The sequence below is a fragment of the Oceanobacillus sp. FSL K6-0251 genome (assembly GCF_038004725.1).
In the GTDB taxonomy this organism is placed as follows: Bacteria; Bacillota; Bacilli; order Bacillales; family Amphibacillaceae; genus Oceanobacillus; species Oceanobacillus oncorhynchi.
In genome coordinates this window covers 3,953,896-3,970,951 of sequence record NZ_JBBORS010000001.1, presented here as the reverse complement: position 1 = coordinate 3,970,951, position 17,056 = coordinate 3,953,896, and the positions used below count along the sequence as shown (strand labels likewise).

Genomic DNA, 17,056 nt, shown 5'->3' with positions numbered 1-17,056 from the left:
AAAACGCATACAGGAATCGAAATTTACTAAAAATTATCTTGACAATTAAGGTGACACCTTCTATGATGAACATATCGAAAATTGGTCTGACCATATTATATATTTAAAGACTTATTTATTTCAACTACTTTGGAGGTTTTTTATTATGAAGGGTATTTTCTCAGCATTATTGGTTCCTTTTGATGAAGAAGGAAAGGTGAAGGAAAAAGGTTTACGAGAAATTGTAAGGCAGAATATAGATGTGCAAAAAGTCGATGGATTATATGTTAATGGAAGCTCTGGAGAAAATTTCATGTTGTCGCTGGAACAAAAGAAATTTATCTTTAAAACAGTGAAAGAAGAAGCAAAGTCAGATGTGAAATTAATTGCGCAGGTTGGTTCGATTAATTTAGATGAAGCGGTAGAGTTAGGACAATATGCTACAGAGTTAGGCTATGACAGTCTTTCTGCAGTGACACCGTTTTATTATCCATTTGGTTTTGAAGAAATCAAGACCTACTATGAAACCATCATTGAAAAAACGAATAATAATATGATTATTTATGCTATTCCAGCCTTAACCGGTGTGGCTATTTCAACGGCTCAATTTGAAGAACTGTTTGAGAATGAAAAAGTAATTGGTGTTAAATTTACAGATAGCAATTTATTCCTGTTAGAAAGACTGCGAAATAAGTTTCCTGATAAACTGATTTATTCCGGTTTTGATGAAATGTTGATTTACGGTGCTATTTCCGGGGTGGATGGAGCCATCGGCAGCACATACAATGTAAACGGTCAGCGGGCAAAACAGATATTTGAACTTTGCCAGCAGGATAAGGTTTCCGAAGCTTATGAAATTCAGCATGTTACCAATGATTTAATTGAAAAAGTGCTTGAACTGGGAATCTATCAGACATTGAAAGAAATTTTAAAAGTAAAAGGAATCGACGCAGGGACAACCAAGCAGCCAATGAAAGCTTTTGATGAATCAAAGCAGGAAGAAGTAGTTAAATTAGTAGAGCAATTCCAATTGTAATATATGCGTGCAAAAGTCATTTTTAATGGCTTTTGCGCTTAAATAAGAAAACGCTTTATCAGAAGGTGTGTAAAAAATCTTATAATTCGAGGAGTGAAATAAGATGGATAAAATAGGGCTGGGAACGGCTAACTGGTTGGTCATTATTGTATACTTGATTGCAATGCTGGGAGTGGGTCTTTATTTTACAAAGAAGGCTGGTAAAAATACAGACGAATTTTTTACTGCTGGCGGGAAAATCCCGGCGTGGGCAGCAGGATTTAGTATTTATGCTACGACATTAAGTGCGATCACGTATATGTCTACACCTGAGCAGGCATTTTTGACAGATTGGTCTTATGCAGCAGGGAATATTGCTATTTTTGCAATTATTCCAATCCTGATCTATTTTTATATCCCTTTTTTCAGAAAGCTGAACGTTACCAGTGCTTATGAATATTTAGAGGTACGGTTTGGGGCGTCATTAAGAGTTGTGGGAAGTTTATTATTTATTTTATTTCATATTGGACGTGTGGCAATTGTTGTGTATCTGCCTACGCTTGCCATTACATCGGTTTCAGATATAAACCCCATGTTGATTGCCTCTATCGTAGGTATCTTATGTATTATTTATACTTTCCTCGGTGGAATAGAGGGTGTCATCTGGAGCGATGTTATTCAGGGAATCATCCTGCTTGGAGGAGCTATCCTTGTCATTGGTGTTGGGATAAACTATATAAATGGCGGATTCTCAACAATTATTTCGGATGCTTTAGAGAATGATAAGTTAATCACTGCAGGGAACTTTCAGTTTGGAACTGCTGCAGCTGCGATACCTATCATCTTCTTAGGTTCGATTTTTAATAACTTGCATCAATATACAGCGAGTCAGGATGTTGTACAGCGTTACCAAACAACGAAATCTATGAAAGAAACGAATAAATCACTTTGGACAAATGGAGCGCTTGCACTCATTACGATTCCGATATTTTATGGAATGGGAACGATGCTGTATAGTTACTACTCTAATTCTGGCGGTTTACCGGAAGAGGTAAATACGTCGGCTATTGTACCTTACTTCATTGTGACAACGCTTCCAGCTGGTGTAGCAGGGTTATTGATTGCAGCGATATTTGCGGCAGCTCAATCAACTATCTCTTCCAGTTTAAATAGTATCTCTGCTTGTGTGATTACCGATTTTAAACAGCGCTTTTTTGTAAAGAAGAAGGGAAATGATGTATTACTTGCAAGGTTGGTAGTTATTATTGCCGGTGTATTAGGAATGACTGCCGCATTATACTTGGTTTCTACGAATAGAGCAGAAACATGGAATCTATTTTTAGATATAACTGGATTATTTGGAGTACCTATCGCAGCTGTATTCGCATTAGGCATTTTAACAAAACGGGCTAACACACCAGGTGTCTTTATAGGTTTGGGAACTGCGGCTATTGTAGCTTATTTTGTTCAAGGAACGGATTTAACTCCATTTGCTGTGAGTATGGTTTCCTTCTTAGTTTCCTTTGTTGTCGGTTATCTGGCGAGTTTTGTTTTTTCTGATAAAGGAAAAAATATTAAGGGGTTAACAATTTATACGAAAAGTGAAGGTTATGCAGATGAGGTAAGTAAGGCGGAATAATGTGAAAGACACTTCTGTTGCTGTGATGGGCAGAGGTGTTTTTTTGTGGGGGTAAATCATACTTTTAATCAAGAGATGCTATAGGGAAGTTAAAATGTTTCAATTACTCTGTCAAGGCAGCAAAGATTATACTAATCATGATGAATCCTTCTTTACTGAATATATAAGGACGTATTAGAGATTGTGTTAAAACGGGGAGGGAATCTTCTATATTTTGACAAGGTAAGGTGGTTAAGCTAAATACTGTATTTCTTTATACTATAATAGGAAGGTGAATATGAATATGAGATGGCTAGAAGCGAGAGAATTATTTCCTAATCAGTTTATATTGGTTTCTATACTGGATTATCATGAAGAAGGAGATAAAAAAATTGTTGATGAAGTAGAACTGATTCAATCAGTTTCAGAGAAGAATGCTAATAAAGAATTCTTTCATGCTAAAGAAGGTACAATGCTGTAGCATACTTCTAATCGAGATTTTATTATTCATTTACGGAGAGATCCTATGGTGAAAGTGGGGAGGGGATATGAAATTATTCTATGACGGTCAACTTATGTTTTAGAAGAAATCGGTGTTATGTATGAAAATGGAGATGCTATTTATGAAGCATATGGGATTGGTAGTACAGTACCTTTTTATACAAAGGCTATGAATCATATTGTTATTGGTAATTTCACAATAAAAAATTTTGAAATAGATGTCGGTATGTTGCCGAACAACCATAATGCTTTACTGGGTTTGGACATATTAAAAAAGCATCGTTTTGTGATTGATTTAAAAAAATTAGAACTTACTCCTGGTATAAAATCAAGTAGTTGATAAATTGGTTATAAAAATTTAATGTTATATGAATCCACCTCTATTTTTAATCCTCTAAATCTACACCTCAGATACTGGATTAATAATTAATATCCCGACTGTATGAACAGCCGGAATGCTGATAAGTAAGCACATCTTTTAAGGTGTATAATGAGATATTATTAAAAAGAATTCTCTGACCTCCTTAGAAAAACTAAAGGATATATTAAAAGTTAAAAAATGAACTTCCCGATATAGTGAAGAACTTATAAAAAAATTTTACTATATCGGAGAGTTTTTAATAGGTTGAACCTTGATAAACATCTATAATATTCTAGCCAGTAACACATTGAAGCGTCTTAATTATAATTCTAATACGCAAAATCCAGATGATTGTGCTTTATAATATCGTGGATATAACCGATTTCACTCGTCGGCAGAGTGATGTTATAAACATTTTCCAATTGAATGAACGCCTTTTTAATACCGCCTATAAATTCTCGATGCTTATGCTCAAAATTATCTAATTCTGCATAAATCTCTATTGGCTGTTGTTTGACGAGTCTTTCTATCAAACAACTGATATGAATGTATAAACTGATTTTGGAAGAATTAGATAATTTAATTTGAAATATTTCCTGTAACAAGGTTAATGCTCTTTCAACATGATTAATGATTTTTTCAGGATTTAATATCGTGATATGATCAAGCACACTTTGCATTGAAAACTGCTTAAGAAGCTTATCGTTAAGTACGGTTATCTCGCTTTCTGTCAATACGGTTCCAAGAATCTCATACCATTTAAATTGATTTTCTCCGTTGATTATGTCTTCAATAGCTACAAAGGGTATTCCTTCTATTTCAGGATCCAATGTTCCTACAATACCCAAAATGTTGTACGAGTCAAATAAAGCGCTTTCTGATTCGTTATGTTCCAAGGTTGAATAATCAAACGCGATAACATCAATATTTTTTATGTTTTTAAATATCCTGTCCAATAACTCTTTAAATTTCATAGCCGTTCCGATACCAGTATCACAGGTAGTAATAATAACATTTTCTTTTTTGTTTGCAGGAGGTTCAATGATTTGATACTTTGGTATCTGTTTCTTCATTTTCGCTAATATTTGCTTGATTGGTTTGTTTTGAAGGATACTTTCTCCTGCTTCAATGACCATGGAGGTCGTCACATTATTGACTAAACCAATCGTTCCTTTAAAGCTATTTTCTAATCGATCAGATAATTGTGTAAGGGAACCCATGTCTACAAAAATAATAATATCATTATGGTTATCGATGGTTTTAAGGAATAATTTCATTTTCTCGATAACATCTGAAACAGAGACTTCTATAGGCATGTCAAACCCTTGAAAGAGATATTTTCCCAATAATCTATTGGCTACATTTGCAATGCTTGAAGCGGTATTCTCCCCGTGGCAGACAATGATTGATTTGATTCCTTTACTATCCGTCAGCTTCTCGAAACTTCTTAAAAACAAAATAATGATATTCAAATCTAGTAAATTAATTGTTAATCCTAATACATTTTCCATTTCTTCTTTAATCAGATTTGCCTGATTGAATTCTCTTGGATAAACATGTTTTAAGCCTTCTAAAAGCTTTCTAAAAACACCTTCTTCATCTGTTAACGCTGAAAATGATTCATTTCGGTAAATAATATACTTCGTTATTTTTGAAATAGTCTGCTGTGAATAGAAGGTATAATCATAAACTTTTAGAACATTGAACAATAATTTTTCGATAGTATTAACTTTCTGTTCAGAGCTTTCTAAAAGGGAAAAAGACTGCAGTTCGTCTAAATATTTTTTTACATCTTCTACTAGAGCCGAAAAAGGTATATCTTGATGATTTTTTACTTTAGTCCGTATATCTTTAAACAAATGATGGATTATGCTTTCTGTTTTTGTAATATGTTTGTCAGCTAATGTAGGTCCATCTTCGTAATCAATCACCATTTCATCTAAAAAGATATGTTTGAATTGATAGTTTAAATAATACTTATTGTCTGCATATAGTTTTATTAAATGCTCAGGCAAATGTCTGATGTTAATGGAAATATTGTCATCAGCCATGGAATTTTCCTGTAAAGCACTGGCGCAGGAAAAAACAATAACGTTTTTAAGTTCACCTATATTGCCGGGAGGGTCATATTTAAAGAGTGTATAGATTACATTTTTAGAAATATCCAAGGTTTTGTTTATTCGTTTGCTTTCATCTTTATAAAATTTTTTAATCAATGTCTGTCTGTTTTTTAGAGACATTTGATTAAGAGATGGTAAATCGATAATCACTGGTATTCTTCTTGTAAAAGTAGGTAAAAAAGCTTCGCCAGGGTTCTCTGTGGTAGCAAGAATAACCCTGACATTTGTCTTCTTCTCTATATCATTGCTACCTAAGGGATTATAGACTCCCTTATCCATTAGCAGAAATAACTTTTCCTGACTCTCAAAAGATAATCGATGTGCTTCATCTAAAAATAATACCCCGTTATTCGCGGCTTCTACAATACCCATTTTGTGATTATCCGCTCCGGTAAAAGCTCCCTTTACATGACCAAATAGTTTCGCAGTAATTAAATCAGGATTATCTGCATATTCAGCACAATTTAAAGTAATGAATTTCCCATTGTTTGAAATAATCTCTTCATTGGAAGCATAATCATAAATCAATTTTGCTAAGTAACTCTTTCCCACACCTGAATTTCCTGTAATCAGAATTGGCAGCCCGCTCGGAGGGTAACTGATTGCTGTCTTGCATTGTTCAATCATATTTTTTGTATCCATGGATTCACCAATAAACTCTTGGAAAGGATCTGAAATATTTTCATTGATAGAAAAATAGCTCTTTAAATCAGAAATACTTTTAAAGACAAATGTATCCACTCTTTTATGATAGAAGTTTTCCAATGTTTTTCTCTCATAGAATAGAACGGGACGCGAATTCACTTTTATTAATTCTTGCCGGTGAAATAAGTCATTTAACAGGCGACTTGCTACACTTCGATTCATTTGAAATGTATCGCTTAACAAAGTTGCCGTAGCCCCTTTTCCCAGCTGCTGCGCTTTCCTATTTATGGATTGTTGACTTAGAAATTGAATTAGTTGATCTATATCCATCTATCTCATCCTTTTAAAATAAATAGTTATTGCAGCGTATCCGTGGCGGAAGATACGCTGCAATGCCCTATTATGATTTGCTCTTCATCAGCTGATGGAAATTTTGGAATTTAGAAACTGCAGGATCAATTCCTTTTTCATTTGCTAATACAGCAGATAGAAGCTGTAGAGGAATAATATATTCAAAGACACTAAATATTGAATCTTCATCTCTGGAAATAATCAAATCTTTCGGAGAAGCATTTGTTTTTTCACTTCCTATCAAATAACAATGGTTTGTAACTTTACTCAGAAATTCTTCCAATGCTAGTAATCTTTCCCGATTCTCGTGTTGGGATGCCAGAAAAATAAAGTTACTATCTTCACTGACGCAATTATACACACCATGCATATACTCTTCCATCTCATACCCGATGACTGGAACCCTTACCGTTTCTAGAAGTTTTAATGCCCCTTCTAATACTGTGGCATAATGGGACCCGTACCCGATAACCATGATTTCGCGGGCGTTTGTCAATTCATCTTTGATTTGATAAACCCATTCTTCTGAAGCATGAACAATTTCATCCAGCTTTTCGAAAGTTTTCTTCATTCTTGCCAAATAATTATTGTACTTCTCGTCACTTAGTAACTGATTATACTCGCTAAATTCTAATGAGAATAACATTAAGGTGAGGATAGATGCTACATATCCTTTCGTTTTTGCTCCAGCCTTTTCCTGATCTCCTACTTCAATAGGTAAATAATAATCAGATATATCGGCCAGATTACTATCTTTATATTCTGAAATTCCAACTGTCGGGATATTCATTTTCTGTGCACGTTTTATCCCATTTATCGTAGACAGACTGCTGCCTCCCTGTGAAATACCTAAAACAAGATTGTTTTTGCTGTCCGATATTTTTTCTTGCATAAAATGGGTGGGATAAGTTGGTTGAACCTCCCAATTAGTTACTTCTTCTATTAGTGGCTTGGCAGCTACTGCCGCATGATAAGAAGTCCCTGAACCGATAATATATACATTTCTCACTTCTTTATTTACAGATGGAATCACAGGTCCTACAATCTTTTTTCTGTTTTCGAGTAAATGGAGCAGTACTTCCTTTTCTTCCAAAATATATTGATGCATTAAATTAACAGTCATTTTCAATTCCTCCTTTAGAAAATACCTAAAACTGAACTTACAATTCCTATTACAATAATTCCTAACATAATATAGTTCACTTTGACGCTTTTCTTTAATAGATAAAGTATAAATAAGGTTAGACCAAGCGGTATCATTTTTGGCATAATCTCATCCAGTGTATCTTGCAGGTTCACTTCACTGCCTTGCATACTGAAAGAGAGAGGAGTGGATAGGTCAATCAATGTTCCTGTCATTGCTCCTATCACTATCAAACCTAATACCGATGCACTTAAAGATATTTTTTCAAATTGCCCTTTTTCCTGAATCTTGTCTAACAAATCTGTTCCTTTATTAAACCCTACGAAAGTTCCATAGTATCTGGCTAAAAAATGTGGAACATTATATAGCAGTAAGAATAGGATAGGTCCTAACATATTTCCGTCGCTTGCCAGAGAGATGCCTATACCAGCAGCAATGACTCTAAATGTGCCCCAAAAAAATGAATCACCTATTCCTGCAAGTGGCCCCATTAATGCAACTTTAATATTATTTATTGTAGTTTTATCAAAATTCTCTTTGTCTTTCGCGTTTTTTTGTTCCATGGCTCCGGATATACCCATAATAAAACTGGATACAGCTGGTGTCGTATTAAAAAATGCCAAATGTCGCTGATACGCTTCTGCTCGTTCTTTGCTATTAGGATACAATTTAATTAATAGCGGAATTAATGAATAAAGGTAGCCTAAGGCCTGCATCCTTTCATAGGTAAAGGAACCCTGAAGTGTGAAAGAACGCCAGAACACTTTTTTTAAATCTTTTTTAGTAATCTCGCCCGGTTTATTTTGTTCTTCCATTATAAAGAAACCTCCTCTTCATCAGATTTATCTAACTGATAAAGTATTACTGCAATGATTGCTCCAATAATGGCGACTCCAGTGATATCTACGCCAAAGTAAATAGCAATGACAAATCCCAAAAAGAAATATGGAGAAAGCTTCATACTGAACGTCATTTGAAGTAACAAAGCAAAACCTAATGCCGGAAACATCGAAGCTGCTACCTCTAATCCATTCGTAATAAAAGCAGGAATGTTATTAACAAAAGCCTCAACTGTTTCTGAACCCAGCATAATTCCTAAAAAATTTGGTACAAATCCATTTAAAAAGAATAAAGAAATTCCCAGCCAATGCATAAGAGTTATCTTTCTTGAATCACCTTGCCTGGCGTAACGGTCGGCACGGTGAATGAAAAAAGTATTTACCGTACGAACCAGAATTCCTAAAGACTGTGCTAAAATAGCAATTGGTACAGCTAGGGCTAAGGCAACTTCTGGGCCACTGTCTGTCATAATGGCAAATGCAGTTCCTAATACTCCTCCGGTAGTGACATCTGGGGGAGTGGCTGAACCAATGCCGACAATTCCCATCCAAACTAATTCCAGTGTAGCACCTACGATAATCCCTGTTTGCAGGTCTCCAAGAATCAGCCCTACCACTGGACCAAGTACTAATGGTCGTTCGATCATGGTCTGTCCAAAAATTCTGCCATCCAGGATTCCAACTGCTCCAACAAGTCCTATCAATATCGCTTCCAGCAGCATTTTCTTCCTCCTTCCAAAGCGTTTTTAAACAAGGTTTTTAAATAATTTTTTTGTATCGTTAGGAACTTGGCGAACCTCTACTTCGATTTTTTCTTCAATGGTCTTTAAATTTTTAATGTCCTCGTCATCTACTGCCACCGCTCGGGAAATTAATTTCTTTCCTTCTGCCATTCGAATTCCGCCAACATTAATACTTTTAATATTATCCGAGGCATCTACAAGGCATTTTGCGTCTTTAGTAGAATCAATGATGACTAACGCTTTCATTTTTGGGTTTTCCAATTTTGGTAAATCTTTGACAGCGTCTTCAACTGATTTAATATAAAGCTTGGCACTTGGTGGCTTAGCCATTTTTAAAGCCATTTGTTTCGTTTTATCCTGAGCAGCATTATCGTTCGCCACCAAGATGATATTGATGTCATAGTGCTTTGACCAGGCAAAAGCTACCTGCCCATGTAATAACCGATCATCGATTCTTACCAGTTTAATCATCAGAATTCCATCCTTTCCTGTTCCTGCCTTTCGACAACTTCATTAACATAGACAATCCCTTCTTTTCCTTGATAGATGCTTTTGTGAACAAGTTGTTTGAGACTAATATCTTCGTTGTTACTAATTAATTCAATAGCCACTGGGAGATTGGTTCCGGTTAGAACATGAATATTTTCTTTCGTCATCCATTCGGCCATTAAATTAGTAATACTTCCGCCTAAAATATCTGTGAGCACTACATATTCCGTATCAGATTCTTGCTGGGTAACTATGTTTTGCAATTGTTCTTTGATAGATTCTGTGCTCGTATTTGGATTCATTTTGATAGAGTGCATATTTTCTTGCTGTCCCAGTATCATTTCTATGGAATATACAAATGCGTCTGATAAATAGCCGTGTGTTGCGAATATAAAACACCTCATTCGTTCACCTCCTTTACTTTTATCTAGCAAAAAACATGCCAAGATAGTGTGTATTAAAGGTTTTAGTGTTGGTTATGTTCGTTGGAAGTTGTAGAATCAATATTTGAGAAGCTGAAGAATTTTTATATATGGCGAAGCACAGGCAGATGAAGCAAGATTTGTGCAACACTGGAGAGTGTAGATGTTTTTTGTGCATCTTAATGTATTTCCCCTTCAAAGAGGAAAAACAATGTGTTTAGTTGTAAGCGTTTTAGAATTACTATAAGGATAGTTTCACAAAACATTATTTTAATAAAACACTTTAGGAGGAATTATAGATGAAAAAAATATTATTAGCATGTTCAGCAGGTATGTCAACAAGTCTATTAGTTAAAAAAATGGAGGAAGCAGCAGAAGCTAAAGGCATTGAAGTAACTATTTGGGCTGTTGCGCAAGATAAAGCACCAAGTGAAATGGAAAAGGCAGATGTTCTTTTGATTGGCCCGCAAATGAGATTCATGAAGAAGAAGTATACTCCTGTAGCAGAAGAAGTTGGAATTCCATTAGATGTTATTGATCCAATGACATATGGACGTGTAGATGGGGAAGCTGTTTTAAATCAAGCATTAGAATTGATTGAAAAATAACCGTCAAAGGAGGACTAATAAATGAATAAGTTTATGGAGTTTTTGGAAAATATTCTGTTGCCGATTGCGGATAAATTAAACAACAATAGATATTTAACAGCTTTACGTGATGGGTTCATGGTTGCGTTACCATTTATTATTTTCGGTTCCATTTTCGTTGTTTTGGCAAATCTGCCATTCTTAGACAGGTTAATTGGAGAAGAAGCGTTTGCAACTTACCAAAATGCATTAGCGCCAGCATCAGAATCAACGTTAAGCCTTATGGGATTATTTGTTATCGTAGGTATTGGTTATAAGTTAACGCAGCGATACGGTTTGGAAGCTATTTATGGTGGTACAGTTGCCATCGCATCTTTCTTAATATTAACACCTCAAGTTCTTGAAGGAGTGGCTGGTGCTATCCCGGCTGTAAGCTTAGGTGCGGAAGGCATGTTTTTAGGAATTGTTACCGCATTCGTTTCCGCTGAGTTATATAGATTTTTCACTCAAAAAAATTGGACAATTAAAATGCCGGCTGGAGTACCAGATCAGGTTTCTAAATCATTTAGTGCATTGATTCCGGTTGCTTTGACATTATCCATCTTTTTAGTTCTCAGAATTGTATTCAGCTTTACTCCGTTTGATACGATACAGAATTTTATTTATACGCTTATTCAAGAGCCACTGACTGCTCTGGGCAGCGGTTTACCAGCAACAATTATTGCTGTTCTTTTAATTCAAGTATTTTGGTTCTTTGGATTGCACGGTCAGATTATTATAAACTCTGTATTTGACCCAATCTGGTACGCTTTAAATAATGAAAATCTACAAGCATTCCAAGCTGGTCAAGAAATACCAAACGTTGTAACCAAACAGTTTATTGATACCTTCTTAGTTGGTATGGGCGGAACTGGTATGACGTTAGCAGTTATCATTTTAATCTTAATAATAGGTCGAAGCAGGCAGATGAAAGAACTTGGCAAACTAGGTGCACCAGCAAGTATATTTAATGTAAATGAACCAATCATCTTTGGGCTGCCAATTGTTATGAATCCGTTATCTCTCATTCCTTGGATTCTTGCACCAGTTGTTGTAACGATTATAACGTACTTTGCGATGTCAACGGGTATCGTACCAAAACCAGCAGGAATTATTGTGCCATGGACTACGCCGCCGCTTCTCAGTGGATTCTTGGCGACAGGAAATGCGTGGCAGGGGGCAGTATTGCAAGCATTTAACTTAATAGTCGTAATGATAATCTGGTGGCCTTTCCTTAAGATTATTGATAAAAGCTATTATGAAAATGAGAAGAAAAGCAGCAAATAAAAATAAAGCACCATTGTCTATTTATTAAAAAATGGATTAAAGCAATCTTTTTGGAGCATAAAGAGAATCACAAGCAGAAGTGATTATCGCTATAAGAATATAATTGCGACTGAACATCCAGCTGATTGTCAATTGAGCAATCTTCTTTATCATAGTGAAAGAGGGTGAAATTTACTAAATGCTGGATATGTACGTCGCTATATATAAAATGAATATAAATTATTAATCTAACAAGAAAATGGTCCTAGCGGTAAAAACGGGATCAATCCTATTTATAAAATATAGGATGTCAGCTATTGAAAAGAGGGGAAAGTGCATGAAAAATATTACAGAAATTGCATTTCAAATTATTTTATATGCAGGAAATGGTCGCTCTAGTGCAATGGAAGCCATTCAAGAAGCGAAAGAAGGAAACTTTGAAGAAGCAGAAAGTAAATTAATTGAAGCGGGTGAGGAACTAAATAAAGCACATGAATTTCAAACAAACCTGCTTCAAGGAGAAGCTAATGGAAAAAGTACTGAAATCAATATTATTTTAATCCATTCACAAGATCATTTAATGAATGCTATGACTGTTCGTGATTTAGCAACAGAGATCATTGAATTATATCATCATAATAATTAGGAGGTATATCATGACTGTACAATACAAGTTCCCGGAAGGATTTTGGTGGGGAAGTGCAGCATCAGCAACACAGACGGAAGGTGCTGCAAATAAAGATGGAAAAGGAAAAAACATCTGGGATTATTGGTATGAAACAGAACCCAATCGTTTTTATGAAGGGGTAGGACCAGAGACCACCTCAGACTTTTACCACCATTATAAAGAAGATATCCAATTAATGAAGGAAATTGGGCATAATACATTTCGTCTGTCTATTTCTTGGTCTCGTCTAATCCCAGGTGGACGTGGGGAAGTAAACCACGAAGCTGTGAAATTTTATAATAATGTCATTGATGAATTAATTGCTAATGGTATTGAACCTTTTGTGAATTTATACCACTTTGATATGCCATATGAGTTACAAGAAGAAGGAGGGTGGGAAAGCAGATCAGTTGTTGATGCATATACAATGTATGCCCGTGAAGCATTCCGGTTGTTCGGTGATCGTGTTTCTAAATGGTTTACATTCAATGAACCTATTGTACCAGTAGAAGGCGGTTATCTTTATGATTTCCATTATCCTAATATAGTAGATGGAAGGCGTGCAGTACAGGTTGCTTATCATACGATGATTGCTCATGCTCAAGCAGTTGAGGCTTTCCGTGCTTCAGGAATGAGAGATGGAAAAATAGGTATCATTTTAAATCTGACTCCATCTTACCCGCGAAGTCAACATCCTGCTGACATAAAAGCATCACGTATTGCAGACTTATTTTTTAACCGTAGTTTTTTAGATCCGGCTGTGTTGGGAGAATATCCTGAGGAATTAATTGAAATATTAAAGGAGTATGGTCAATTACCCATCACTGAAAATGGTGATAAGGAACTTGTCAAAGCTAACACTGTTGATATTCTAGGTGTTAACTATTATCAACCACGCCGTGTGAAAGCGAAAGAGCATTTACCAAATCCATATAGTCCTTTTATGCCAGACTGGTTCTTCGATAACTATGAAATGCCGGGTAGAAAAATGAACCCATACCGTGGATGGGAAATCTACGAAAAAGGAATTTATGATATTATGATTAACTTAAAGGAGAACTATGGAAACATTGAATCCTTTGTCTCTGAAAATGGAATGGGAGTTCAAGATGAAGCACGATTCTTGGAAAATGGAGAAATTCAGGATGATTATCGTATTGAATTTATTCAGGGACACTTAAAATGGCTGCATAAATCAATTCAAGAGGGATGTAATGCTAAGGGATATCATTTATGGACCTTTATGGATAACTGGTCGTGGATGAATGGTTATAAAAACCGTTATGGTTTCTTCTCCGTTGATTTAGAAACTAAAAAACGTACACCGAAGAAAAGTGCACATTGGATTAAAGAGGTTTCCGAAAATAATGGTTTTTAGTAAGAGAACTCTATTAAAAAACGACGCAGCGGTCCGCTTTCTTTAGATTGTTTGTAAGTGTCCACTTTGAAATGTTTTCTGTGGATTTAAATACGGAATCAGGAACGCTTTTTCTCAGATAATTGTTTGGCATTTATAATTGAGATTGTGAAAACTTTAAAGTTTGCTATGTGGTTCTAAAAAAAAATATAGGTAAAGGTTCTGGTTCTATGTTTGAGTCAGGACCTTTATTGTTAAAATAATTTATATAGAAGAAATAAATATATTTACACACCCGAAAGTAAGGTGAAGTAAAAAGATGTTAGAAAATAGGATGAAAATGATATTACGAGAATTAATGGCAGCAGAAGCTCCTGTAGCAGGGAGGTATCTTGCTGCCGTAAATCATGTCACAGTCAGAACAACAAGGGAAGATATGAAAGCCCTCTCTAGCTTGTTAAAAGAGCATGGTGGAACGATTGAATCGTTAAAAGGGAAGGGGTATCAGCTGAAGGTTATCGATGAACAATACTTTCGTAACTTTTTAAAAGAAATATCAAGTCATGATCAAACCGTCGGCGAGTATGTTCCGCGGACACCTGAGGAACGAATAAAATATATTATCATTCGTCTCTTACTTAATCAAGATTATATTAAGTTAGACGATCTAGCAGAAGAAATGTATATTAGCAGGTCTACCATTCAAAATGATTTAAAGCATGTGAGAGTAATACTGTCTGCATATGAAATTGACTTAGATGTACGTCCGAATTATGGTTTGAAGGTGAAAGGGGATGAAATGAAGATTCGTTTTTGTATGTCTGAATATATATTTGACCGAAAGGAAGAAATGGGTGAACAATTGGTAGATTTACATTTAACAAGCTTTGATCAAAAGTTGTTAAATGTATTTTTGCAAATAATTATGAATCAAATTAATTTTCATCAAATCACTCTTTCAGACATTGCATTGAATAATTTGCTAGTGCATATTGTTATTGCCTATAAACGAACTAAAAGTGGACATTATGTAAAACTATATAATATGGACGTACAGGATATTTTGAAACAGAAGGAATATAAAGTAGCTCAGGAGATTGTTAAGGAAATAGAGGAAAAGTTAGAGATTACATTTCCTCAAGCTGAGGTAGCTTATATTACACTTCATTTGCTCGGGACAAAAATGCTTTCTCAAGCAAATAACGCGGTAGAAGAAGTGATTGATGAGAATATTCTCTGTTATGTTTCTAGAGCGCTGGATAAAATAGATCAAGAATTTAATTTGGGAATAAAAGACGATAAAGAATTGATTTTTGGGTTAAGCCTTCATCTAAAACCAGCAGTAAATCGATATAAGTACGGTATGAATATCCGCAATCCGATGTTGGAAGAGATAAAAAAGAATTATCCGCTGGCATTTGAAGCAGCTATTTCAGCTGGGCTGACAATTAGCGAAGAAATGGGAGCAGAAATAGATGAGAATGAAGTCGGCTATATTGCACTTCATATAGGGGCGGCGATAGAAAGAAGAAAGCTGATGTCTGGACCAAAGCGTTGTTTAATTGTTTGTGCTTCGGGCTTTGGTACAGCTCAATTAATTTATTATAAATTGAAAAATCAATTTGGTAAAGAACTGGATGTTGTTGGCACGACGGAGTATTATAAATTACGTAATTATAATTTAAATAATATTGATTTTATTGTTAGTTCTATTCCGATTTCTGGTGAAATTTCGGTGCCGGTAATTCAGGTAAATGCTATTCTAGGGGAAAATGATTTAATTAAAATTGGACAATTTGTAGAGGAGAAAAGCCAATCTATAAATACCTATTTTAATGAAAATTTAATGTTTTTTCGAAAAGAGTATCAAACAATGGATGAAGTTTTAAGCTTTCTTAACAATGAATTGATTAAGAAGGGCCTCGTAGACGATACATTTATAGAAGCAGTTTATGAAAGAGAAGAGGTTGCCCCTACCTCATACGGCAATTTAGTAGCTATACCACATCCAATAACTCCGAAAACGGAGAAAACTTTTTTAACTATATGTACGTTAGAAAAACCGATTAAATGGAAAGATAAACCAGTACAATTTATTTGCCTTTTATGTGTCAAAAAATATTCTCAGGAAGACCTGCAGGGAATGTATGAAATGCTTGGAGAGATAATTGATAATAGTACGTTGGTTAAGAGATTGATAAAAGCTAGAAATTATAAAGAGTTTGTTGAAAATTTGAAGTAATGGGATGTATTAATGTATCTCATTATAAATTAACATTGATAAGATTAAAGAAAAAAGATTGTAGAGAGAAAATGTAAGAAGAATGCTTTTGTATAGGTAAGTAATAATTAATCAAACAACCCGTCTGTATACACAGGCAGGTTGTTTGGAATCTAAGCTGTCAGAACACTATTACTTCCGCACTACAGGAATCCACATTTCACCAAATACCTTACCGTCACGCTGCCCCATCTCAACAGAGGTATTTGGTCCGCCGACATACGCAACATCCTGTGCTGCCGGCAGAGCCTCGCCAAAAGCCATACCAGTAAGTGTCTCATGCAGGACTTCAGCTGTTTCCGCTTCTCCTTTTACAACAACATATTCCCCTTGAGGAAATTGAATCACCCTTGTCGCATCAGGTAAAGTCTCTTTTGTCAGCACACCGACATAATGCATCATCTTGTTATTCACTGCTTCATTGACAATAAAAACATACTCATTTTCAGCAACGGTTTTTAACTTATCAAGCGTTCCATCCTCATTTACTTTATTCCAGAAATCCGCTTTTTCCTGATTGATGCCCATGTAATCTGTATAATCACTCTTTAGATCTGTTCCAAAGCCTAACACAACAAAGCTGTCTTTTTCTTCTAACGTATAATTTGCCATAGTTAAAACCATCCTTTTTT

16 protein-coding genes are annotated in these 17,056 nt (G+C 35.2%); 9 read left to right on the top strand and 7 right to left on the bottom strand.

The annotated features are described in order from the left end of the window. Positions 1 to 145 precede the first annotated feature (145 nt). From MKY45_RS19620 to MKY45_RS19605, 4 genes are all read left to right on the top strand, one after another. Entirely contained in the window at positions 146 to 1,015 is an 870-nt protein-coding gene (locus MKY45_RS19620; RefSeq protein ID WP_042529745.1) for an N-acetylneuraminate lyase, read from the top strand. 103 nt (positions 1,016 to 1,118) lie between these two features. After that, a complete protein-coding gene (locus MKY45_RS19615) occupies positions 1,119 to 2,633 on the top strand; it encodes a sodium:solute symporter (protein WP_341173271.1) in 1,515 nt (504 codons plus the stop codon). Between the two features lie 277 nt (positions 2,634 to 2,910). After that, positions 2,911 to 3,093, top strand: coding sequence for a hypothetical protein (locus MKY45_RS19610; RefSeq protein WP_139089001.1), 183 nt, complete (start codon positions 2,911 to 2,913; stop codon positions 3,091 to 3,093). Between the two features lie 117 nt (positions 3,094 to 3,210). Then, positions 3,211 to 3,453 (top strand): hypothetical protein, encoded by a 243-nt coding sequence (locus MKY45_RS19605; protein ID WP_052484893.1) that lies wholly within the window; start codon positions 3,211 to 3,213, stop codon positions 3,451 to 3,453. 350 nt (positions 3,454 to 3,803) lie between these two features. Here MKY45_RS19605 and MKY45_RS19600 read toward each other — a convergent pair whose 3' ends face one another. The 6 genes from MKY45_RS19600 to MKY45_RS19575 form a co-directional block, all read right to left on the bottom strand. Continuing rightward, complete coding sequence (locus MKY45_RS19600; RefSeq protein WP_341173270.1) at positions 3,804 to 6,569, bottom strand: sigma 54-interacting transcriptional regulator; 2,766 nt, start codon at positions 6,567 to 6,569, stop codon at positions 3,804 to 3,806. 70 nt (positions 6,570 to 6,639) lie between these two features. Further along, positions 6,640 to 7,713 (bottom strand): SIS domain-containing protein, encoded by a 1,074-nt coding sequence (locus tag MKY45_RS19595; protein WP_256705081.1) that lies wholly within the window; start codon positions 7,711 to 7,713, stop codon positions 6,640 to 6,642. A 14-nt stretch (positions 7,714 to 7,727) separates the two neighbouring features. After that, entirely contained in the window at positions 7,728 to 8,549 is an 822-nt protein-coding gene (locus MKY45_RS19590) for a PTS system mannose/fructose/sorbose family transporter subunit IID (RefSeq protein ID WP_256705080.1), read from the bottom strand. Next, complete coding sequence (locus MKY45_RS19585) at positions 8,549 to 9,295, bottom strand: PTS mannose/fructose/sorbose/N-acetylgalactosamine transporter subunit IIC (protein ID WP_341173269.1); 747 nt, start codon at positions 9,293 to 9,295, stop codon at positions 8,549 to 8,551. The genes MKY45_RS19590 and MKY45_RS19585 overlap by 1 nt, the downstream gene beginning before the upstream one ends. A 24-nt stretch (positions 9,296 to 9,319) precedes the next feature. Continuing rightward, positions 9,320 to 9,787: a PTS sugar transporter subunit IIB gene (locus MKY45_RS19580; protein WP_341173268.1), complete on the bottom strand. Its 468-nt coding sequence runs from the start codon at positions 9,785 to 9,787 to the stop codon at positions 9,320 to 9,322. Continuing rightward, positions 9,787 to 10,209 carry a PTS sugar transporter subunit IIA gene (locus MKY45_RS19575; protein ID WP_289585063.1) on the bottom strand — a complete coding sequence of 141 codons (423 nt, stop codon included), beginning with the start codon at positions 10,207 to 10,209 and terminating at the stop codon, positions 9,787 to 9,789. The genes MKY45_RS19580 and MKY45_RS19575 overlap by 1 nt, the downstream gene beginning before the upstream one ends. A gap of 317 nt (positions 10,210 to 10,526) precedes the next feature. On the opposite strand from MKY45_RS19575, the gene MKY45_RS19570 reads away from it, so the two are divergent. From MKY45_RS19570 to MKY45_RS19550, 5 genes are all read left to right on the top strand, one after another. Beyond that, a complete protein-coding gene (locus MKY45_RS19570) occupies positions 10,527 to 10,835 on the top strand; it encodes a PTS sugar transporter subunit IIB (RefSeq protein WP_193064631.1) in 309 nt (102 codons plus the stop codon). 21 nt (positions 10,836 to 10,856) lie between these two features. Further along, positions 10,857 to 12,140, top strand: coding sequence for a PTS cellobiose transporter subunit IIC (celB, locus tag MKY45_RS19565; protein ID WP_193064632.1), 1,284 nt, complete (start codon positions 10,857 to 10,859; stop codon positions 12,138 to 12,140). Positions 12,141 to 12,456: 316 nt separating this feature from the next. Next, on the top strand, positions 12,457 to 12,765 hold the full coding sequence (locus tag MKY45_RS19560; RefSeq protein WP_193064633.1) for a PTS lactose/cellobiose transporter subunit IIA: 309 nt from the start codon (positions 12,457 to 12,459) through the stop codon (positions 12,763 to 12,765). Between the two features lie 10 nt (positions 12,766 to 12,775). Continuing rightward, positions 12,776 to 14,164, top strand: a complete 1,389-nt coding sequence (locus MKY45_RS19555; RefSeq protein ID WP_256705077.1) for a glycoside hydrolase family 1 protein — start codon at positions 12,776 to 12,778, stop codon at positions 14,162 to 14,164. A gap of 298 nt (positions 14,165 to 14,462) precedes the next feature. Continuing rightward, a complete protein-coding gene (locus tag MKY45_RS19550; RefSeq protein ID WP_341173267.1) occupies positions 14,463 to 16,385 on the top strand; it encodes a BglG family transcription antiterminator in 1,923 nt (640 codons plus the stop codon). A 171-nt stretch (positions 16,386 to 16,556) separates the two neighbouring features. On the opposite strand, the gene MKY45_RS19545 is transcribed toward MKY45_RS19550, so the two are convergent. Beyond that, entirely contained in the window at positions 16,557 to 17,036 is a 480-nt protein-coding gene (locus tag MKY45_RS19545) for a GyrI-like domain-containing protein (protein WP_193064636.1), read from the bottom strand. Positions 17,037 to 17,056 lie beyond the last annotated feature (20 nt).